Below are 20,276 nucleotides of genomic sequence, written 5' to 3'. Positions count from 1 at the left end.
GCGAATGAGACGTTTTTCGTGGTGGGTGATCCAAACCGTAGGCATGGAAACAATGGGGTGGATCGGTTTCAATAATGGTGTGTCGTCACACGACGCATTGCCGATCCTCTTTGATTGAAATCCCCATGGTCGATTTGCCAACCACCACGCCTCCCGCACAACCCACGACCGGAAACGACGAAGTCGATGCGCTGCATCCTTTGAAACCGTACCGATCGCTGGAAAACGAGGTTCTTCAGCAACGAATTGAAGCGGTGCGACAGGAACTCGGGGACGAATTGCTGATTTTGGGGCACCACTATCAGCAAGACGAAGTCATCGAGCACACCGACTTGCGCGGTGACAGCTACCAGTTGTCCGAGATGGCCGCCAAGAGCCAAGCGTGTCGCACCATCGTTTTCTGCGGCGTTCACTTCATGGCCGAAACGGCCGACATCCTGGCCAATCGACCGGATCGAATCGAGGCTCGTGATGGCCGGCGAGTCGATGTGTTGCTACCGGACATGGCCGCGGGTTGTTCGATGGCAGACATGGCCGCGATCGCTCAGGTCGAAGCGGCCTGGGCCGACATGTCTGAGGTCATCGATACCGAACAAGTCATCCCGGTCACGTACATCAACAGTGCCGCAAGCCTGAAAGCTTTCTGCGGCCGCAATGGTGGAATTGTCTGCACCAGCAGCAACGCGAGAGCGGTCTTGGAATGGGCGTTCGAACGCGGCCAACGTGTGTTCTTTTTCCCTGACCAGCACCTTGGTCGAAACACCGCGTTGACGATGGATATCACCGAAGAACAAATGCCGGTGTGGGATCCCTACGCGTTGGAAATGGGTGGCAACACGGACGAACAAATCAAATCGAGCCGCGTGATCCTTTGGAAAGGTCACTGCAGCGTGCACCAAATGTTCCGTGCCGAACATGTCGATCGTTTCCGAAAGGAGCATCCAGGCATCAAGATTTTGGTTCACCCCGAATGCCCGAGAGAAGTCAACGACATCGCGGACGTCAGCGGCAGTACCGGAAAGATCATACAGACGGTCAAGAATTCACCCGCGGGCACGAAGTGGGCGATTGGCACCGAACTGCACTTGGTCAATCGATTGAAGGACGAACATCCTGAGCAAGAGATTCACTTTCTCAGCCCGGTCGTTTGCATGTGCGCAACGATGTACCGGATCGATCTGACCCACCTTTGTTGGACACTCGAAAACTTGCGAGACGGCCGCTTGGTCAACCAAATTCGCGTGGACGAAGAGACCACCAAGTGGAGTTTGATCGCGTTGGAACGCATGTTGGCGGTGAAATGACGCCCACCAAACCCTACGAGACCAACTCACCATCCGAACCAATCACGACACCGACTGAAACGGAATCTTCGGTGGGTCGAACCGGAATGATCATTGCGGGATTGGCGGGAGCCTCGGCCGTCGGTATCGGGGCCTTTGGTGCTCATGGTTTGCCGAATTTTCTCGAGCAATCCGGCTTGGATCCCGAAACGGTCGCTCGTCGCGTGGATCAATTCGAAACCGGAGCCCGGTACCACTTGGCTCACGCGATTGTTTTGCTTGCCTTGGCGGTCGCTCCCATGCGGTGGTCCGGGTGGCTGCGAACCATTCGAGCGTTGATGGTGGCTGGATTGGTTTTCTTTTCCGGCAGTCTCTACGTGCTGGTTTTGACTAATACACCGGTGATGGGTGCGATCACCCCAATCGGTGGCGTTTGCTGGATTGTGGGTTGGCTGATGTTTGTCGGCTGCCGTGACTCGTCGACAAGTCGATGATGCTTTAAACTCCCGGCCATGGACGCATCGCCCTCACCCGATCAATTGTCATTCCCGGCCGCCTGGCGGCATCCTCATCTGTTGGATTTGGAGCGGCTCTCCGCCGCTGAAATTCTCGCGGTGTTACGCACGGCGGACCAACTGAAGACGATGACCGAAGGTTGCCGTCGCAAAGTCCCGCTGTTGACGGGGAAAACGTGTGCCAACCTGTTCTTTGAGAACAGCACACGAACCAGGAACAGTTTCTCGTTGGCCGCCAAACGGCTCGGCGCCGACACGGTGGAATTCAGCAGCAGCGGCAGTAGCGTTGCTAAAGGCGAAACCTTCGTCGACACGGCCAAGACCATCGAAGCGATGGGCGTCGACTGGGTCGTCACTCGGCACTCCACGCCGGGCACGCCTCACTTGCTGGCCCGCGAACTGGATTGCTGTGTGCTCAACGCCGGCGACGGTCCCCACGAGCATCCCACGCAGGGTTTGCTCGACATGCTGACGATCCTTCAACACCGGATTGGCTCGGACTGGAAAAACGAGGCCGCCGATCCTGAGAAAGTATTCGCGGGAATGACGGTGGCTTTGGTTGGTGACATCGCGCACAGTCGCACCGCCCGCAGCAATTTGTGGGGGCTTCGCAAGCTCGGTGCCCACGTCATCATCTGCGGTCCACCAACGCTGGTGAGTCATCGCTGGGAAGAGCTCGGTTTCGAAGTCGCTCACCGTCTCGATGAGATCGTTCATCGTTGCGATGTGTTGAACCTGCTTCGCATTCAATTCGAACGGCAAAAGGCGAGACCATTCCCAAGCGTTTACGAATATGCGGCGTTGTACGCCATGAACGGTGAGCGGCTGCGGCATGCCAAAGATGACATCTTGATCATGGCCCCCGGGCCAATCAATCGCGGCGTTGAGATCACCCCCGAAGTCGCCGACGGGCCGCATTCGGTCATCCTCGAACAAGTGACCAATGGGATCGCAGTCCGCATGGCATCGCTGTGGTTGTTGGCCAACGCGAAAGAAAACGCAGACGCATCCGCGGAGAACCTCTCATGAATGATTCCACTTGGGTTCTCGACGGCGGACGATTGATCGACCCCGCCAACGGCATCGACCGAATCGCACGTTTGGTTCTGCACGAGGGCAAAGTTCATTCGATCGACACGCCCGACGGTGACTTGCCTCCGGACGCTGGTCGGCTGGATGTCAGCGGCAAAATTGTTGCTCCTGGCTTGGTCGATTTGGCAACGGAACTGCGCGAACCGGGTAGTGAAGAAGACGAAACCATTCAAACAGGCAGCAATGCCGCGTTGGCAGGCGGCTACACGACCGTGCTGTGCTGCAGCAGCACAAAACCGTTGATGGATTCCGCCGCTTCGGTGCAATTGGTTCGCCAGATTGCACAACGTGTTGATGGAGTCCGTGTGTTGCCGATCGCTTGTCTAAGCAAAGGTCGACAAGCCGAACAAATGGCCGAGCTCGGGATCTTGGCCGCCGCCGGTGCGGCTGGTTTCAGCGACACGCCGCGACCGATGCCCAACGATGCATTGCTCAAGCGAGCGCTCGACTACTGCCGCATGTTCGACTTGCCAATCTTTGATCGTCCGGAAGTTCCCGAACTTGCTGACGGTGGCGTCATGCATGACGGTCAAATCGGCTTGATCCTCGGACTCAAAGGGCTGCCCACCGAGGCGGAGGATTTAGCCGTCGCACGAGACGTCCGGCTAGCCGAGGCCACCAAGGGTCGATTGCACGTGGGTCCGGTCAGCACCATGGGTTCGATCGACATGATCGGCCGCGTGAAATCTCGAGGCATCCGCATCTCCGCGTCGGTCTGCCCGCACAACCTGTTTGGCAGTGACGAATTGCTGCGGTCCTACGATTCGCGATACAAGGTTCACCCGCCGATGCGAAGCCCATCCCACGTGGAGGCACTTCGCAATGCGGTTGCCGAAGGCGTGATCGATGCGATCGAATCCGGACACATGCCTCGGGCTCAAGAGAAGAAAGCGAACGACCTGGACCTGGCTCCGTTTGGTGCCTCCGCGTTGGAAACCACGCTCGCGGCCATCGCAACGGACTTGGTCGAAACCAAGATTCTAAATTGGTCACGCGCTATCGAGTGCCTCTCAACCGCGCCCGCCAGAATTGCTGGTGTGGAAGGCGGTACTTTGTCGGTCGGTGCCAATGCCGACGTGACCGTCATCGATCCGTCGAATGCTTGGTCGGTCGAGGCGAAAGAGTTCCGTTCGCGATGTCATTCCAGTCCCATGACCGGACGCACGCTCTCGGCACGCGTCACCCACACGCTGGTAGGCGGACGCTTGAAATTCGAGCTTCATCCGACCGCTGCTGGCGCCGCTTCGTAATGTCGCGAACCGGTGGAAAACGACCGTTCGAATTCCCAAAATCATCTCGCGTTGTTCGCAGTGTCGAATTCACCAAAGCACTTCGACGTGGTGGTGTCGCCGCGAACGATTGCTTGGTCGTTTTCGCGTTGCCTCACGACGATCCGTCTGCAGATGCTCCAACGCCTTCAGATGAATCCAAAACGCCCAAATGCCGACTGGGCGTAACGATCCCCAAGAAGACCGGCAACGCGGTTATTCGGAACCGATGGAAGCGTCTGATTCGGGAAGCGTTCCGACTGCATCAATCGGAATTGCCAAGCGGATTTGACTATGTGGTCCGCCCCAAGAAGGACGTCACTGCCGACTGGAAAATGATTGAACGAGGATTCGTCAAACTGGTCGGCCGAGCCGTGCGCCGTATTGAATCCTCCGGTGATCGATCAAGCCTCGGACGCTGAAGACTGCATCCGAAGAGTGAAGCGATCCGCGGTGACGACAACCGCAGCGGCGATGATCGCGAGCACCACGAGCATCAACACGCTGCCGTCATATTCGATTGGCGAAACCCATTCGAATTCTTGGTACTTCAATTCCAAATCGGCGGTCTCCGCAGTCACACGTTGAAGCGGCCAAAGTCGGCCGACGGAGCCAATCATCAAACCGATCAATGCGGCCATCGTCGCGTCTCGAAAATGCTTCAGCAGGTAATTCAGCAATCGACTGAACGCCAGCAAACCGAACAGACAGCCCGCGGCAAACACGGCCAGCCGTCCCAGGATGTCCAAATCGATCTGGCCTTTGACCACACCCTTGATCATGCCGATCACAGGCTCGTAGACCCCCAGCAGCAGCAGAATGAATGCACCGCTGATCCCGGGCAGAATCATCGCGCAAATCGCGATCGATGCGCTGAAAAACAAAAAAACATGATCGGCATCGCCGGTTGTTGCCGGGATTTGTGAAATCCCGAGAGCCACCAACACACCCACACCCAAAAGGATCCATCGCGGGATGGTCCACTGAGTCACGTTGCGTCGAACAACCCAAACACTTGCGAGCACGAGCCCAAAGAACACCGCCATCGTTTCGTTGACTCGGTGCTGCAGTAGCCAGTGCATCAGTCCGGCGAGAGAACCGATCCCAACGACGATTCCAATTCCCAGAGCGATCAAGAACCGCAGGTCCAATCTGCGGATCAAGTCTGCCCATTTGCCCGATCGAAGCATGCCAAGAGATTCGGTATCCACATGACTGATCGCGGCAATCAAGCGGTCGTAGTGACCGAGAATCAACGCCACCGTTCCACCGCTGACTCCAGGGACGGTGTCTGCCGCCCCCATGCAAAATCCACGAAAGACATTTAGCATCATCATTCCGATGCTGTCGGGACGTGTTGAGCCATGAGAAAGCCGTGACTCGTGGCCGTCAGAATCGATACCTTCGGAAGAAGTGTCGGAGCCGGTGGATGCGTTCACAAGAGTCATTCAGGCGGAGGAAACGGATTGGATTTGCGACGACGAATGCCGAATTTTGTCGCGACAAAGTAACCTAGGACATCATCTGTCCTGACGCACACCCCACACACTTTAGTCGAGACCTCGAATCGTGCAGGAACTCATTCGCGTCGTCATTTTGGCAATCGTGCAAGGGATCGCTGAGTTCCTTCCCATCAGCTCGTCGGGCCATTTGGTGATCCTCGGATCGATGCTGGGCGAACTTGGCGAATCAGTCACGCTGGAAATCATCCTTCACGCCGGAACCCTAGGTTCGATCCTCGTCGTTTTTTGGCAACGGATCTGGGCGCTGCTGTTGAAGGACCGTCGCGTCATCGGATTGTTGGTGATTGGGACGCTTCCGGCGGTCGTGATTGGACTGACGATCAAAACCCAGTTTCCCGAAATTTTGCGTAGCCCGCTTCTCGCCGGAGCGATGCTGATTGTTACCGGTGCGATGCTAATCGTCCTCGGGCGACTCAATCCCAAATCGGGAACCTACGATCGTCTGGGTTTCGGCGCGGCGTTCCTCGTCGGCTGTTTCCAAGCGTTCGCCATCTTGCCGGGAATCAGCCGCAGCGGGTCGACGATCCTGGGTGGCCGACTGATGGGACTGGACCGCGACGATTCAGTCACCTTCTCCTTTTTGCTCGCAATTCCCGCGATTCTGGGGGCGACTGTGTTGGCAATCAAAGACTTGATAGAAGACGGCTCCTCGGGGGATACCTCTATCGGCATCCTCTTGATTGGTGCAACTGTCGCCTTCGCAGTCGGAATCGTGGCTCTGAAATGGCTGATACGATGGAGCCGCGAAGACCGACTGCACTGGTTCGCGTATTGGTGCATCCCCGCCGGACTGCTGGTAGTCATTTTGAATCTTCGGTAGTCGCAGAGTGCTACCACCGGACCGGAGATCATCCGAGCAAGAGGATAAAAAAAGCTATCAAACTGCAACATCGCCAGTTCGATATTGGCTATGTTCCAACGCGTCACTTTGACGACGCTTCGCGATCTTCACGTACGTTCAACGCCAACAATGTTCGGATTGAAGCGCTGAACACCGCCCTGTGGGGTGTCTCAGTCAAAATACTGGTCCGAAACATTTGCGTGTTCGCGCAATCTGGTACAGAGTTAGGTTGTCGCAGTCGATGTGAAAATCAGCCGAAAGACGACGTCATCAAAGTGATTCGCATGCTAGGCTTGACTCACAGTGATCGGATCACTTCTTTGCCCCCTCCGCCCACCCCACTTCCCTCCACGAAGCCCATGGCCAAAGCTCAACTGACCGAGAGACAACGAGAAGTCTATGAGCTTGTCCGGTCTTTGATTCGAGAACGAGGCTATGGTCCGACGGTTCGCGAGATTGGCGAACACTTCGGCATACGCAGTCCAAATGGTGTCATGTGCCATCTTCGGGCCCTGGAGCGCAAAGGACTGATCACCCGCAAGGCTAACAAGTCACGTGCGATTGAATTGACGGGCGAGGATGCTCGTTCACCGACCGGGTTGCCTTTGGCAGGAATCGTTCGCAGCCAGCCCACCGACATCGACATGAACGCAACGGACGTCGTTGATCTAGGCAAAATACTTGCCGACGGTGACCGGTTCGTCGTTCAATTATCTGGCGATTCGCTGGCGAGTCGTGGAATTCACGATGGTGACTACATCGTCATCAATAAACAGGACAACGTCCAAGCTGGACAACTCGCTGCGATTGAAACCTCACCAGGCAACATCTCTCTGAGATACTGGTACCCAACCAATGGCCACGTTGAACTGCGAGACGGTGACCGGAATTCGCCACCCGTCACGGTCCTGAATCCCAAAGTGGTCGGCGTCGCGGTCGCTACCGTTCGCACCGCACTCTAGACCACAGCTCGAACGAGATTCAATCGAGTCGTCGCATCACCGGCGCGACCAAACCGTGGTCAACAAAGAACGACGATCTACCGCAAAATCAGTCGCTCAATTTCGTTTTCACGCTGCGATCATTCGGCTGGCATACCCCGACGATCTGATCGGTTTGCACGGGCCCCCATGTTCGGCTGTCCACTGACACCGGAACGTTGTCGCCTGCCGCGAACCACTCATCGGTCTGCAATTCCCAACGTGATTGAGCAGGTGCACGCCAAGCAATCGAACGCCAAAGCTGTAGGCGTTGTGCGTTCATCACTGCTCGTGGGTTCAGTCCAATTGCGATGGGTGATGTTGGAGACAAGGCTGGCATCGCTTCAGTCGCCAAATCGCTCTCCGTGATGGTCTCGCCTTCACGAACATCCTGCGGGGTGAATTCGATGGTGACACCACCTTCATCCGATTGGTCAGGAATTGAACTGGAAACAATCCGGATTCCGGATTCCGTCCAAACCATCACATGAACAAGATTGTCCGCTTGCACGACTTCAGCGTCTGCACCGCCTCGATGTTGAATGACAAAGGTGAGACCGATCTCATCGACCGGATTCATCCTCCGATTCAACCCTAGGTTGGCGGGGCAATCATCCAGCACTCGGCTAACAACGTTGCCTCGATAGACGTTGCGATGTTCATAGACGAGCCAAGCGATTCCTTGGACGGGGTCCGCGTTGTCATCCGCGCCGGACCAAATTCCGCGCTGATCCCGCCACCAAGAATTGTCGACACTGCTCCATCGGCTCGTGATCTTTCCCAACCGGTTGTCATCCAGATCGATTGGCACGTGAGGCGAATCTGAAATCGCGATTGCATTCCCATTGACGAGCATCCGCCCATCGCTATCGGCGGTAACGATTTGCCCGGGACCAGCAAGAAGCCTCTTGATATGCACGCTTCCTTCACGCTTCACCACAACCAGCGGCTTCTCACCTCTGTCCAACCGAGATTGGATCTGGCGAGCCGACGTTGCCACAACGGTGACAACGTCCGGATTGATTCGCGTGAGCGAGCTGGCGGATTCTAGATCGACCAACTTTCCGCAATGCCAGCATCTTGGTGCGGAACGAGTGGGCTTTCCCGAAGTCGCTATTCGCGACTGGACGGACCGCCAATGTTCGGCATCCACTCGAAGGCGAACCTCACATGAGGCGCACGAAAACTGAACCGAGGGGCCCCACAGGGTCGGCGCCATCGACGGACCGGCCACCTGATACGAGGCGTTTGTTTCACGCCGGGTTTCACACCCTGCGACGCTCATCGCCAAACATCCTGCCCCCGTCAGCCACCGACGGCGAGAAATTCGCGAAGCGATGTCAGCCGGATCTTTGGGCTGAAATGAAATGGACATGAAAACCGAGCACCGGAAAAGATTGACCTTGCGATGAACGTCTCCCGAAAGCTAACAGCAAATGGGAACGCACGGACGCGTCCAAAAATGAACGTCATCGGGAACCTATCATGTCACATCATTTCATCGGCCAGGACAACGATCCACCTTTAGCCATTTTGGTGGAAACGCTCGCATCGCCCATGCTGATCGCTCACCCGGCACCCGTTTGCCTGGAAGTGGACATGGACGACGCACTTCGACTGCCCGTCGACCAAGCGTCATTCTGCCAATTGTTGGAAAGCCTGATCCGTCAGGCCCTGATCGAAATGCCCGAAGGCGGCGAGCTGACGATCACCGGATGCCAAACCAACACCGGCATCGAAATCGAAATTGCCGACACCGGTGCAGAGGTGGAGCAACGAGCTTGCAAGCTGCCCATGATCGCCGCCGCCCTGTCGGCTGAATTGAACTGGCAGGACTGCCCCCAAGGCGGCAGCGCTGTGACCGTCAAATTCCCACATTACCAAGCCGCTAAACGCCGGGCCGCTTGAAAATGTTCAATCCAGTCGCTTCGACAACCATCGGTGCACTCGAACAGACGTTGGCGTTCACAGAACGACGCCACGAGCTGTTGGCTGGCAACATTGCCAACCTGAGCACGCCCGATTACCGAAGTCGCGATCTGGACCAAGGACAATTTCAAACCGCGTTGGCAGAGTCGATTCGCGACCGAGGAAAGGGACCATCACCTTCACCCGAGATCGCTCAACCTGATTTGAGCCAAGGCCACATTCCTTCGTGGGTTCACGATCCATTTGGCACCGCCATCCGAGGCGGCACGGTTGGGATGCCCAATCCGTCCAGCGACCAAATGAGCCCAGAACAATTGTCGGCTCTCACACCATCGCACACCGCCGAATCGATCACGCGTGACGATCAGTTCAGTGGACCGCGAGCCGCAATGGAACAAGTCGTCTTCCACGACAACAGCGACGTTTCGCTGGAACAACAAGTCACCGAAATTTCCAAGAACCAACACCTGCACGACCTCGCCGTGACCACGCTCCGCAGCCAGTTTGAACTGTTGCGTGCCGCGATCACCGAGCGTGCCTGATACGCCTTCCGTTTTCGATTCATTTTCCTCTTTGCTTGGAGATCGCCATGATCAGTGCACTCGATATCAGCACCTCCGCTTTGGTCGCTCAACGCACGCGACTCAATGCAATCTCGGGCAACATCGCAAACATTTCCTCGCTCGTCGACGAGAACGGAAACCCAAGTCCCTACCAAGCACGACAAGTCGTCTTTCAAACCGACGAAACCGCCAGCCCCGGTGAGGCAGCTGGCGTGAAAGTTTCGGAAGTCATGCTGGACGAATCCGAACCGCTCTATCGCTATCAACCCGATCACCCGTTGGCCATCAACGAAGGCAAGTGGGAAGGCTATGTCGCTTACCCCAACATCGACCTGACAACCCAAATGGTCGACGCCTTGGAAAGCACGCGTGCCTACGAAGCCAACGTCGGTGTGATTGAGATCAGCAAAGGAATGAGTCGACAACGACTCGCGATCTTGGCCTGATTGTTTCTATTTAAGACGAATCGCTCGCGACACGTTTGCCCGTCCTTTCTGCATCGCCCCCCAACTCCATGCGTCCCGTTGCCTCCTTCCGTCCGCCGCCAACGTTCAGTGCGTTGCAGGGCGGTGCGTCGTCACAGGCGACCAAGACGGCAGGCGTTGATCAACGAGGCACAAATCAAGCGTTCTCGCTACTGGACCCAAAATCAACTCAGTCCACTTCGACCGATTCTTCATTCGGTGAGATGGGCAATCTGTTGATGAACCAGGTCAAGGGCGTCAACTCGATGCAGAACCAAGCCGACTCCATGGTTCACTCCATGTTGACCGGTGGCGATGTCAACGAAGCCGAAGTCCTCACCTCGGTCCAAAAAGCGGACTTGGCATTCCGGATGCTGATGCAAATTCGCAACAAGCTGATGGACGCCTACAGAGAAATCCAACAAGTTCAGATCTAGCTAAACTTCTATGCTTCAAACCGCTCTCGATCAATTTCGAAGCATCTATTCCACGATGCCCGTTCCTTCGCGAATCATCGCGGGGTTGTTGCTGACTGCCATCATCGTGGCAATGGGCTTTTTGGTGCGTGGCAACTCGACGCCATCGTCGGAGTACTTGCTGGGCGGTCGCAGCTTTAGCGAACGAGACCTGGACGCGGCCGAGGTCGCATTTGGAAACGCGGACCTTCGCGGATGGACTCGAGAAGGTCGCCGCATCAAGATTCCGATCGAATCACGCAGCGATTTTCTGAAGGCGTTGGAAAGCTCTGCCTCCCTGCCTCTGTCTTTGCGTACCAGCGTTCAAGCCGCGATCGAAAAGTCCAGTCCGTTTGAATCGAACGAACAACGCATGGCTCGTGAGCGAAATGCCAAATTGCTCGATATCGCTCGCAGCATCATGATGTTCGACGAGGTGCGTACCGCGAGAGTGGAATATGACCAGGGCGAACGCATGGGCCTGTCACGCACCCGACCGCAATCAGCCAGTGTCACCGTCGAACCCGAAGGCATCGCTCCTCTATCACGCGATCGCATCTTTCAAATCAAAGACCTCGTTCGAGCAGCCTTTGCGGGTATGTCGCCGGATGACGTCGTTGTGACGGATACCAATGGCTCATCCGCATTCGCCTTGGCCGAAGATGATGACCCACTTTCTCGAAAGCGTCGCGAAGAAGAAGAGCGGTTCGAGATGAAGATCCGCAATCACTTGATGGGTTACGGAAAAATTCACGTGGCGACCCACGTCGAAATCGATCCGACGATGAGCACCGAGACAGCTAGTTTGAGCTACGCCGACCAACCAACCACGCTGAACGAAACATCTCGCAAACGGGAAACCGAATCATCGCGACCAGCGCCCGGCGGAGTACCCGGCGCCCAAACAAACGCACTCAGCAGCAACCGGCCGGTCAAACTGGACGCGTCCGCCCAAACATCCAAGACCAAAGAAGACGAACGGACCAGCAATCGAGTCGCCGGTCAGGAATACTCCACGACTCGCATGGCTGGGCTGCCGGTCAAAAGAGTGAAGGTCTCAATCGGACTGCCCCGAAGCTATTACAAAAAGGTTTGGACCAAACAGCAGCTTGAGACGAATCCCGATCAAACCGTGGATGACATCAAGCAGATGGAGACAGCAGATCTCGTCACGCTCAAAGAACAAACCGAAACTGAAATCCAACAAGCCGTCACCGCTCTTCTCCCCGATGTGGCGGCTGGCGAAGATCGATTCCCATTGGTTCAAGTCTGGGACTACATCGATTTGCCCGAACCCGAAATGGATTCACCCGCTACCTCCGCAATTGCTCTGTCCTGGTTGTCGGACTCGTGGCAGACCTTGGCGATGCTCGGCTTAGCCGCCGCGGCGCTCTTGATCGCTCGAAGCAGCGTCAAATCTCTTAGCGGTAACGCCGACCCAACCGACTTCAAAGAAGGGTTTGGATTGGAACTCCCCTCACCACCTATCGCGGTAGAAGAACAAACCGAGAAAGTCGAGGCGATGGAGATCACCGGTGGTTCATTGCAGGATGAACTGGTCGCCTTGGTCGAAGGCAACCCAGAAGTTGCCGCCAACGTGATTCGCAGTTGGGTCGGCGAAGCTGCCTAGACTTTGTCTGAGCTCAGAATCAAATCAATGTCCGCACGAAGCACAGCCTGATTGGCATCCGCCTGCCGTTGGGGAAGCGGTCCCGCAGTTGCCCGACTGGCAGCCACCAGTTTGACATCCCAAGCAATCGCAAGTTCCCAAAACGTGTGGGCTCTTATTGCGGCAACGGTTGCGAGTTTCTTCCGCATACCCAGCCCAAATCCCCGAGTAGGACGGTCGGCTGCGGAAGTATTCCAGCATCGAGCTTGGTGGTGGCAACGCTGGTGCGCGGTGAGGACGGCACTCGCTCAACCCAAGATTGCAACCAGCTTGGCAACCTTCGACGATCTCGCCGCAGGTGTTACACCCCTTGGATCCCAAACCCTTGAGCTTGCCTTTCAAGCCGCTTGTCTTGCACGCTTGGCAAGATGGATCGACCAACTCGCCACATGTGCTGCAGCCGCTACCGAGTCGCTTGGCCCAGTTGAACTTTGGACCGCAAGATTTGCAGCCTGGGTTCTGACAAGGACCAGCGGAATCGCAGCCACCGCAATCGATTGTTCCCGGCGTCACCACATAAGGGTTCACTGTCGCAACGGGCTGATGAGGAAACGCGGTCGCCGGTGCGGGCATGTGTTGGACCTGAGCAGGTTGCTCCGACGCATGATTGAGCACCAACGATTCTTCTGCTGCGTGCTCCGCCGACGCAGCTTCCGTCCAGCTCCCCAACAGCGAATCCAAGTCCGCGTGAACATTGGTGGTGACCAAAGACAAGGTCATCACACAAAAGAAAGTGAAGAGCGAACGTGACATGGAAGATCCCTTGGAACTGGAAACCAATCAAATTGGATGGCTTCGGTTTGATCGACGCTTCCCCCCGCTGCACATCGAACGTTTTTTTCGATCACGCGCAGCCCTCACATTCGTTTCAAACCAATTAGGATCGGCACTCCCAAGATCGGGCGTGAAATTTCGCCCGTTTGCTCGTTGACGGTCCGCTTCGGTTTCGCAAAGCTTGGTAAAATCCGTCCATGGTCTCCATCTCATCTTTCTTCATAAAACCGAATGACCGCACTGGATAAACAACGTCGCAAAAAGCTCCAAGCTGTTGTGGACAAGGACTATTCCTACCGTTCGTATTACGACGACGACATCGAAGTCAAAAGCACCGGGCGATGCGGCTTTGGCGTATACGCTGCCCGGCAGTTCCAACCCGGTGAGTTGGTGTTCGAAGTCACCGGCCAACTAATCAACAAAAAACACTACGAAGGTAGTGAATACGTCATGGACCTGGATGAAGACTGGTACCTCGAACCCAGTACTCCAGGCGCTTTCATGAACCATTCGTGCAGCCCCAACTGCGAATTGGTCCAACTGACCGAGTTCTCACTGGGTGTTGTCGCGATCTGCAACATCGAAGCCGAAACCGAAATCTCGTTCGACTATGCGTGGGAAGCTTTTGACTGGAATCCCAAATGCCAGTGCGGTGCTCGCAACTGTCGCGGATGGGTCGTCTCCCAAGACGAGGTCAAGAAGATGAAGCGTTTGGCCAAAGGACGCAAAAAAAAGCCTCGTTGAGCTGAGCCATGGTGGAACAACCGCCCGCAGCGTTTCCCACCCGCGGTGAGAATCGCTGCGTTGGCGGCTAGATTCATAGGGCAAAGGGGTTAATCTGGGGAACCCGCTTCCCTTGCTTTGCCACCTTAGTCTCACTCGCCGTGTCGCTGATTTACCTCGATTTCAATCGCACAACACCGATGGCTCCTTCGGTGATCGAGGCAATGCAGCCGTATTGGTCGACGCACTTCATGCTGCCGACACAATCCCATGTTCACGCATCGGCGGTCAGCGAAGCAATCGAAGGGGCTCGTGAATCAGTCGCCTTTCTCATCGGATGTGAACCCTTCGAACTGGTTTTCACCAGTGGGGGAACAGAGGCCAACAACCTTGGCATCCTCGGAGCGGCTGAATTCGACAACACAATGGATCCGCTGGACGGGCCTCCCCATGTGTTGATCAGCAACATTGAACACGACGCGGTCATGCAGGCCGGTTTGCAGCTTGGGCGTCTCGGTTGGGATGTCGAACTCGTCCCGTGCGATGCCGATGGATTGGTCAGCGCAGACGAGTTTGAAAAACGTTTTCGCGAATCGACACAGATGGTCTGCCTTCAATTGGCCAACCACGTGCTCGGCACCCTTCAACCCGTTCGAGAACTGGCGGATCGATGCCACAACCGAGGCATCCGTCTTCACTGCGACGCGACCACATCAGTTGGAAAAATTCCCGTCGATGTCACTCAGCTTCGCGTTGATTCGCTGGCCTTGAGCGCTCACAAGATGTACGGTCCCAAAGGCAACGGAGCCCTCTTTGTTCGCCGCGGGTTGGAACTCAAACCCATCTTGTTCGGCGAGAGTCGCGAAATGGGCTTGAGAGCAGGCAGCGAGAACGTACCCGGCATTGTTGGATTTGGTTCAGCCGCTTCCATGGCGGGACGATGTGTCGACGAAGCCTACGAGACGCTCGCGGAACTGCGTCAGAGATTGATTGACGGCTTGCGAAGCAACCTCGGCGAACAGGTCATTATCCACGCCGAACATGTCGACGGTTTGCCCAACACGGTCACCGTGCAAATGCCCGCGGAAGCCAAACGCATTCAAAAGGCAGCACGTCACTTGGTCGTCGGCTTGGCCCAATCTGAATCTCCACCCGATGAGATGACTCGAGTGCTTCGAGCGATTGGCTGCAGCGAAAAAGAGATCGGTCGCGCGATTCGCGTTTCAGTCGGCTGGACGACCAGCCGAGAACAAATCGACCGGGCCGTGAATCTGCTGGCGGAAGCCGCGGACTACCCGTCGCCGTAACCAACCGGCCATCCACTCTGGTGCATCGCCGCACGAGGCAGCCCGGCGCAGGTTCTGATTCAACAAAAAAAACGGCCCGCATTCGAAAAGAACGCGAGCCGTTTGTGATTTCAGAATTCACCGGATGGTGAACCACCATCCGGCGAACAATCGTTAGCAATTACTGACCACAGTTGGTGCAACCAGCACCAGTTTGCATGACAGGTGCTGCAGGAGCAGCTTGCATGACAGGTGCAGCTTCGTAGCTGACAGGAGCAGCCGAACCGCAGTCCGTGCAACCAGCACCGGTCGAAACGCCTGCAGCGGACGAGCCGTAGACAGGAACTTGAACGGTGGTTGGAACTTGCTTGCAAACCTGAACTTGAACGGCCTTCATTGTTTGCACAGGAACGCAAACGCTGTAGGTTTCTGGCACTTCTTCGGTGACAGTGTCATAGACAGTCACGTTGTAAGTACGAGTACGAGTTTCAGGAGTGTTCACGGTGTAAGCAACTTCGCGAGTGCGTTGTTGCGTTTCCATGCGGGTCTTGTTGACCGTACGGGTACGTTCTTCGGTCGTCATGGTCGTTTGAGGAACCATGCGAGTGCGAGTTTCCATGCGAGTCTTGGTCACAGGAATCGAACGAGTACGAGTTTCCAAACGAGTCTTCGTCACTGGAATCGACTTGGTGCGAGTTTCAGTGCGATAGTTCGTCACGGTGTACTCACGAGTACGCTCTTCTTGACGGCACTTTTGAACAGTGATCGTACGAGTGCGTTCTTCGGTCGTCATCGTGGTGTAAGGAACCGTACGAGTACGGGTTTCCAGACGAGTCTTGGTGACAGGAACCGTACGAGTACGAGTTTCGGTCTTCATTGTCGTCACAGGAATTTCGCGGGTGCGAGTTTCCAAACGAGTCTTTTGAACAGGCACTTCGCGAGTTTTCGTTTCGGTGCGGTACTTGGTGACGGTGTAGTCACGAGTACGTTGTTCTTGACGGCACTTTTGAACCTGAACGGTACGAGTACGCGTTTCAGTTTGGTACTTGGTCACGTTGACCATACGCTCACGAGTTTCGGTGCGAACCTTGGTAACAGGAACGGTACGAGTTTGCGTTTGCGTGGTGTACGAAGTCGTCGTGTAGGTGTAAGGAACCTGTTGAGTTTGACGCTGGTACGAGGTGGTTGGAACTTGTTCCGTCACCAAGTTAGGAACGTAAACTTGACGATACGAGACGGTTTGTCCGCATGCCGATCCAGCCGAAGCTGCACCGCCACCGCCACCGACAACTCCACCGCATCCGCCGCCACAAGCCGACGAACCACATCCATCGCCACAGCTGCTGGTGCAAGCCGAGCAAGAGCCGCAACTGCTTGCACATCCGCCACCACAAGCCGACGAACCACAACCTGAACCAGCTGCGTAGACGCCTGCGCCGCTACCGTAGGAAGCTGCACCGCCGGAAACGACGGCTTGGCACTGGTAGCTGCCCATGTCTTTCGTGACGGTACGCATGGTGGTCACGGGGACGCACTTGGTAACGGTACGATAAGCAGTCTTGGTTTCTTGAACAGGAACGCGAACGGTGTAGGTTTGCTCGACGTTCTCGGTGTAAGGCACGTTGACCGTGTAGGTCTGAGCAACTTGCTCAGTCACAGGAACGCTAACCGTGTAAGGCTGCTCAACGGTTTCAGTGTAGGGAACGTTGACCGTGTAGGTCTGCGTTTTGGTTTCGGTGTAAGGAACTTGAACCGAGTAAGTTTGAGTCAAAGTTTCGGTGTAAGGAACGCAAACTTGGTAAGTCTGAGTTTGCGTGCTCGTGACAGGAACTTGAACGGTGTAGCTTTGCTCGACTTCTTCTGTGTAAGGAACCGACACTTGGTAGGTTTCTTCGCGTGTTTGCTGAACAGGAACTTGAACCGTGTAGGTTTGCTCTTGTTGCTCGGTGTAAGGAACGTTGACGGTGTAGGTTTGCGTCTTGGTCTCGGTGTAAGGGACCTGAACCGTGTAGCTTTGCTCAAGCTGCTCAGTGTATGGGACGCAAACTTGGTACGACTGTTCTACGTTTTCGGTGTAAGGAACCGACACTTGGTAAGACTGCTCGACTTCGGTCGTGACAGGAACTTGAACCGAGTAGGTTTCTTCTTCGGTGTATGGAACCGCGACTTGAACGTCGTAGGTTTCAGTACGAGTTTGAGTTTGCGGCACGTTGACCGTGTACTCTTGTTCGCGTGTTTCAACACGAGCAACTTGCTTGGTTACGCTACGCATGCGAGTTTGCGTTTGGCGTTGGTAAGTGGTGGTTGGCACCATTTGAGTCTCAGTGACGTACTGAGAACGCATTACCGTTTGCGTTTGATAGGAAACGGTTGGGCCACATGCACCCCCATAGCTCGCGCCGGCAACGCCGCCGCCCATGACCGTGGCACCACCACCATCGGAGACACAACCGTCGCCGCTAGCGCATCCACCACAATCTCCGCATCCTGCGTAGACATTGACAGCGAACAACATCGCCGCTGTCAGTCCAAGAAACATCCGTAATACGTTCGATCTCATCAAAAAACCTCCAAAACGCTCACAGCCAGTGAGGCAACAGAAGAAACACGGGTAAGCTTTAACGGCTGCGTACTCTGGGCGAACAACGCCCGTTCCCCAGAATGTAGGTACAAGGTAGGCAGTGTCAACAATGAGCCGATTGATTCGGCCCGATAAAGCTTAGTTTTTGTTCAGTCGTCCCAGAAAACCTATTCTTCCAGGATCGGTGCAGTGAGATTAAGCGTGAAACTGACATCAAACGCGCACCGCTTCGCAAAATTTCATCAGATTCTTTTTCTGCGAAGCTCGGAGGCCGGACATCACCAGCACGCGTATAAATCGCATTCAACCCGGACGAGTGATTCATGCGTAGAATGAGAAGCCGGAACGAATCTCACAGGAATTCTGCAAAAATTTCTATGATGTGGTTCCCAAACCGGGCGTGAAAGACGACGTTACTAAGACACTGTTCGCACGACCCGGCCAACGGTCAAGATTGAAACGGGGGGGAGGTAAGATCCATGCCAAAGGTCATCTGCGTCGGCGGCCCAAATTCGCCTCCGGATCGATCCTCGCTGCCAGAAGCGTTGCTGCAAGGCGACAGCTCGGCTGAGGGAACACAATCACCCGACATCGAATGGGTGTTTTGCGAGTCAATTGTGGACGCGTTCCCTTTGCTCGAAGAAGAGGACGTGGCCGGCATCTGGATGAGCCGCACCAGCCTTCCACAAACCTCCGAAATTCGCGGAATGATGCAAAGCGGGCTGATGCTCCGCGATATGCCCGAAGGTGTCGCGTTGCTCGACGCGGATCTTCGTGTGATCTGGGCAAACCATCGTCTGCTGCATTGGGCGGGCCGTCCGTCGGGAACACCGCTCGGAATGACGTTCTACGAGTTATTGCACAATCCCGAGATTATGGGACCGGATTTCTGCCCGTTCCATACCGCGCTGGCGACAGGCGACGAAAGCAGTTCCACGCTTCACAGCATGGACAACCAATATTTCCAGGTTCACGCCGCCCCGGTCCGCTCGGCCGAGTCGCCGCGAAACCTGATTGTCACCGTCGGCGAGATCACCGACGAGATCCTCCAACAACAGAAACTGGCGGCAATCCACCAGGCCGGTCGTGAATTGGCGGATTTGCGTCCCAACGAGATCTTCATGATGGAGGTCGACGACCGGATCGATCTTTTGAAGGACAACATCCAGCACTACCTCAGTGACTTGCTCAATTTTGAAGTCATCGAGATTCGTGTGTTGGAGCAAACCACCGGCGATCTCATTCCGCTGCTCAGCGTCGGCATCGACGAAGAAGCCTCGGACCGCCGACTATCTGCTCACCCTCGTGAGAACGGCATCACAGGCTATGTCGCCGCCAGCGGAGTCAGCTACGTTTGTCACGACGTTCAGAACGACCCGCTGTTCATCCCCGGCGTCGCGGACGCTCGCAGTTCCCTGACGGTTCCTCTGGTCCTCCATGACCAGGTGCTCGGGACAATCAACGTCGAAAGCCCCGACGTGGCGGCGTTCAGCGATAGCGATCTGCAATTCCTAGAAATCTTCGCCCGCGACATTGCCTTCGCACTCAACACGCTGGAACTGCTGGTGGCTCAAAAGGCCAACACCGCCCAGCAAAGCTGTGACGCGATTCACAGTGCGGTTGCCCTGCCAGTCGATGCGATTCTGAACGACGCCGTCCATGTGATGGAAGGCTACATCGGACACAGCCCCGAAGTGATGGACCGCCTTCGCCGGATCCTGCAAAATTCTCGAGACATCAAACGAACGATCCAGCAGATCGGTCAGAAAATGACTCCGCTGGAAGCCGTTCCCGCGGACGAAAAGCTGGATCAAAACGCGATCCTTCGTGGCCGTCGAATTCTGGTGGTCGATCACGACGAACAAGTTCGCGAAGACGCTCACCAGTTGCTTGAACGCTACGGATGTGTCGTTGAAACCGCCCATGAAGGTGACGAAGCAGTTTTGATGGTTCGCCGGAGCGCGGGCGACGACAGCTACGACGCGATCATCAGCGACATCAAACTGCCCGATTACAGCGGGTACCAACTGATGCTGCGATTGGAAAAAGTCATGGCTCATGTGCCAATGATTCTGATGACTGGGTTCGGATACGACCCAGGTCACTCCATCGTGAAAGCCAAGCAAAATGGCTTGCATCCTAAAGCGGTGCTCTTCAAACCATTCCGGCTGGACCAGCTGATCGACGTTTTGAAAACGGTGATTGAGGCCAACCCAAATGTGCAGAATCCTCCGGGCTCGTCGCCGGACGACACTCCTCCCAGCGATGAGGATCCCGATGCTGCACGGACCGCATCCGGCGGAACAAAGAACTCCATCTGCTGAGTCATC

At 55.7% G+C, this 20,276-nt stretch carries 19 protein-coding genes; 15 read left to right on the top strand and 4 right to left on the bottom strand.

Annotated features, from left to right (window positions below; translation table 11 throughout):
- The first annotated feature begins 125 nt into the window (after nucleotides 1–125).
- The 5 genes from nadA to rnpA are packed head-to-tail and all read left to right on the top strand — an operon-like array spanning nucleotide 126 to nucleotide 4,580.
- On the top strand, nucleotides 126–1,304 hold the full coding sequence (nadA, locus tag RE6C_RS22555; RefSeq protein ID WP_008660379.1) for a quinolinate synthase NadA: 1,179 nt from the start codon (nucleotides 126–128) through the stop codon (nucleotides 1,302–1,304).
- Nucleotides 1,301–1,777 (top strand): DUF423 domain-containing protein, encoded by a 477-nt coding sequence (locus RE6C_RS22550; RefSeq protein WP_008660377.1) that lies wholly within the window; start codon nucleotides 1,301–1,303, stop codon nucleotides 1,775–1,777. Before nadA ends, RE6C_RS22550 begins: the two co-directional genes overlap by 4 nt.
- Nucleotides 1,778–1,795: 18 nt before the next feature.
- The gene (locus RE6C_RS22545) at nucleotides 1,796–2,827 is read left to right on the top strand and encodes an aspartate carbamoyltransferase catalytic subunit (protein WP_008660376.1); all 1,032 of its coding nucleotides are present in this window, start codon (nucleotides 1,796–1,798) and stop codon (nucleotides 2,825–2,827) included.
- On the top strand, nucleotides 2,824–4,140 hold the full coding sequence (locus RE6C_RS22540; protein WP_008660374.1) for a dihydroorotase: 1,317 nt from the start codon (nucleotides 2,824–2,826) through the stop codon (nucleotides 4,138–4,140). The genes RE6C_RS22545 and RE6C_RS22540 overlap by 4 nt, the downstream gene beginning before the upstream one ends.
- A complete protein-coding gene (gene rnpA / locus RE6C_RS22535; protein ID WP_008660372.1) occupies nucleotides 4,140–4,580 on the top strand; it encodes a ribonuclease P protein component in 441 nt (146 codons plus the stop codon). Before RE6C_RS22540 ends, rnpA begins: the two co-directional genes overlap by 1 nt.
- On the opposite strand, the gene RE6C_RS22530 is transcribed toward rnpA, so the two are convergent.
- Nucleotides 4,563–5,606 carry a DUF368 domain-containing protein gene (locus tag RE6C_RS22530; protein WP_039963079.1) on the bottom strand — a complete coding sequence of 348 codons (1,044 nt, stop codon included), beginning with the start codon at nucleotides 5,604–5,606 and terminating at the stop codon, nucleotides 4,563–4,565. The two genes, rnpA and RE6C_RS22530, sit on opposite strands and share 18 nt — an antisense overlap.
- Nucleotides 5,607–5,727: 121 nt before the next feature.
- Between RE6C_RS22530 and RE6C_RS22525 the strand changes: the two genes are divergently transcribed.
- Both RE6C_RS22525 and lexA read left to right on the top strand, forming a co-directional pair.
- Complete coding sequence (locus RE6C_RS22525; protein WP_008660369.1) at nucleotides 5,728–6,501, top strand: undecaprenyl-diphosphate phosphatase; 774 nt, start codon at nucleotides 5,728–5,730, stop codon at nucleotides 6,499–6,501.
- Nucleotides 6,502–6,881: 380 nt separating this feature from the next.
- Nucleotides 6,882–7,484 carry a transcriptional repressor LexA gene (lexA, locus tag RE6C_RS22520; protein ID WP_008660367.1) on the top strand — a complete coding sequence of 201 codons (603 nt, stop codon included), beginning with the start codon at nucleotides 6,882–6,884 and terminating at the stop codon, nucleotides 7,482–7,484.
- Between the two features lie 88 nt (nucleotides 7,485–7,572).
- On the opposite strand, the gene RE6C_RS22515 is transcribed toward lexA, so the two are convergent.
- On the bottom strand, nucleotides 7,573–8,562 hold the full coding sequence (locus RE6C_RS22515) for a S26 family signal peptidase (RefSeq protein WP_236618438.1): 990 nt from the start codon (nucleotides 8,560–8,562) through the stop codon (nucleotides 7,573–7,575).
- A 425-nt stretch (nucleotides 8,563–8,987) separates the two neighbouring features.
- Here RE6C_RS22515 and RE6C_RS22510 point away from each other — a divergent pair, with 425 nt between their 5' ends.
- From RE6C_RS22510 to RE6C_RS22490, 5 genes are all read left to right on the top strand, one after another.
- Nucleotides 8,988–9,410 carry an ATP-binding protein gene (locus tag RE6C_RS22510; protein ID WP_008660364.1) on the top strand — a complete coding sequence of 141 codons (423 nt, stop codon included), beginning with the start codon at nucleotides 8,988–8,990 and terminating at the stop codon, nucleotides 9,408–9,410.
- Between the two features lie 2 nt (nucleotides 9,411–9,412).
- Nucleotides 9,413–9,973, top strand: a complete 561-nt coding sequence (locus RE6C_RS22505; protein ID WP_008660363.1) for a flagellar basal body rod protein FlgB — start codon at nucleotides 9,413–9,415, stop codon at nucleotides 9,971–9,973.
- A gap of 47 nt (nucleotides 9,974–10,020) precedes the next feature.
- Complete coding sequence (gene flgC, locus RE6C_RS22500; protein WP_037198901.1) at nucleotides 10,021–10,440, top strand: flagellar basal body rod protein FlgC; 420 nt, start codon at nucleotides 10,021–10,023, stop codon at nucleotides 10,438–10,440.
- A 68-nt stretch (nucleotides 10,441–10,508) separates the two neighbouring features.
- Entirely contained in the window at nucleotides 10,509–10,895 is a 387-nt protein-coding gene (gene fliE, locus RE6C_RS22495) for a flagellar hook-basal body complex protein FliE (RefSeq protein ID WP_008660358.1), read from the top strand.
- A 10-nt stretch (nucleotides 10,896–10,905) separates the two neighbouring features.
- Nucleotides 10,906–12,543, top strand: a complete 1,638-nt coding sequence (locus RE6C_RS22490; RefSeq protein WP_008660357.1) for a flagellar M-ring protein FliF C-terminal domain-containing protein — start codon at nucleotides 10,906–10,908, stop codon at nucleotides 12,541–12,543.
- A gap of 24 nt (nucleotides 12,544–12,567) precedes the next feature.
- Here RE6C_RS22490 and RE6C_RS22485 read toward each other — a convergent pair whose 3' ends face one another.
- Nucleotides 12,568–13,335 carry a hypothetical protein gene (locus RE6C_RS22485; protein ID WP_039963074.1) on the bottom strand — a complete coding sequence of 256 codons (768 nt, stop codon included), beginning with the start codon at nucleotides 13,333–13,335 and terminating at the stop codon, nucleotides 12,568–12,570.
- Between the two features lie 252 nt (nucleotides 13,336–13,587).
- On the opposite strand from RE6C_RS22485, the gene RE6C_RS22475 reads away from it, so the two are divergent.
- Complete coding sequence (locus RE6C_RS22475; protein ID WP_008660353.1) at nucleotides 13,588–14,100, top strand: SET domain-containing protein; 513 nt, start codon at nucleotides 13,588–13,590, stop codon at nucleotides 14,098–14,100.
- A gap of 140 nt (nucleotides 14,101–14,240) precedes the next feature.
- Nucleotides 14,241–15,386 carry a cysteine desulfurase family protein gene (locus RE6C_RS22470; protein WP_008660352.1) on the top strand — a complete coding sequence of 382 codons (1,146 nt, stop codon included), beginning with the start codon at nucleotides 14,241–14,243 and terminating at the stop codon, nucleotides 15,384–15,386.
- A 160-nt stretch (nucleotides 15,387–15,546) separates the two neighbouring features.
- On the opposite strand, the gene RE6C_RS22465 is transcribed toward RE6C_RS22470, so the two are convergent.
- Nucleotides 15,547–17,904, bottom strand: a complete 2,358-nt coding sequence (locus tag RE6C_RS22465) for a hypothetical protein (RefSeq protein WP_008660350.1) — start codon at nucleotides 17,902–17,904, stop codon at nucleotides 15,547–15,549.
- Nucleotides 17,905–18,425: 521 nt separating this feature from the next.
- On the opposite strand from RE6C_RS22465, the gene RE6C_RS22460 reads away from it, so the two are divergent.
- The gene (locus RE6C_RS22460; RefSeq protein ID WP_008660349.1) at nucleotides 18,426–20,270 is read left to right on the top strand and encodes a response regulator; all 1,845 of its coding nucleotides are present in this window, start codon (nucleotides 18,426–18,428) and stop codon (nucleotides 20,268–20,270) included.
- The last annotated feature ends 6 nt before the right edge of the window (nucleotides 20,271–20,276 follow it).

Origin of the sequence: Rhodopirellula europaea 6C (assembly GCF_000338295.1) — a bacterium.
GTDB lineage: Bacteria > Planctomycetota > Planctomycetia > Pirellulales > Pirellulaceae > Rhodopirellula > Rhodopirellula europaea.
The sequence above is the reverse complement of the archived record's forward strand: the minus strand, read 5'-3'. Positions and strand labels throughout refer to the sequence as shown.

Coding starts and splice junctions, on each gene's coding strand:
- nadA (WP_008660379.1), top strand. CDS start 126: ATGGTCGATTTGCCAACCACCACGCCTCCCGCACAACCCACGACCGGA.
- RE6C_RS22550 (WP_008660377.1), top strand. CDS start 1,301: ATGACGCCCACCAAACCCTACGAGACCAACTCACCATCCGAACCAATC.
- RE6C_RS22545 (WP_008660376.1), top strand. CDS start 1,796: ATGGACGCATCGCCCTCACCCGATCAATTGTCATTCCCGGCCGCCTGG.
- RE6C_RS22540 (WP_008660374.1), top strand. CDS start 2,824: ATGAATGATTCCACTTGGGTTCTCGACGGCGGACGATTGATCGACCCC.
- rnpA (WP_008660372.1), top strand. CDS start 4,140: ATGTCGCGAACCGGTGGAAAACGACCGTTCGAATTCCCAAAATCATCT.
- RE6C_RS22530 (WP_039963079.1), bottom strand. CDS start 5,606: ATGACTCTTGTGAACGCATCCACCGGCTCCGACACTTCTTCCGAAGGT.
- lexA (WP_008660367.1), top strand. CDS start 6,882: ATGGCCAAAGCTCAACTGACCGAGAGACAACGAGAAGTCTATGAGCTT.
- RE6C_RS22510 (WP_008660364.1), top strand. CDS start 8,988: ATGTCACATCATTTCATCGGCCAGGACAACGATCCACCTTTAGCCATT.
- RE6C_RS22505 (WP_008660363.1), top strand. CDS start 9,413: ATGTTCAATCCAGTCGCTTCGACAACCATCGGTGCACTCGAACAGACG.
- flgC (WP_037198901.1), top strand. CDS start 10,021: ATGATCAGTGCACTCGATATCAGCACCTCCGCTTTGGTCGCTCAACGC.
- fliE (WP_008660358.1), top strand. CDS start 10,509: ATGCGTCCCGTTGCCTCCTTCCGTCCGCCGCCAACGTTCAGTGCGTTG.
- RE6C_RS22490 (WP_008660357.1), top strand. CDS start 10,906: ATGCTTCAAACCGCTCTCGATCAATTTCGAAGCATCTATTCCACGATG.
- RE6C_RS22485 (WP_039963074.1), bottom strand. CDS start 13,335: ATGTCACGTTCGCTCTTCACTTTCTTTTGTGTGATGACCTTGTCTTTG.
- RE6C_RS22475 (WP_008660353.1), top strand. CDS start 13,588: ATGACCGCACTGGATAAACAACGTCGCAAAAAGCTCCAAGCTGTTGTG.
- RE6C_RS22465 (WP_008660350.1), bottom strand. CDS start 17,904: ATGTTTCTTGGACTGACAGCGGCGATGTTGTTCGCTGTCAATGTCTAC.
- RE6C_RS22460 (WP_008660349.1), top strand. CDS start 18,426: ATGCCAAAGGTCATCTGCGTCGGCGGCCCAAATTCGCCTCCGGATCGA.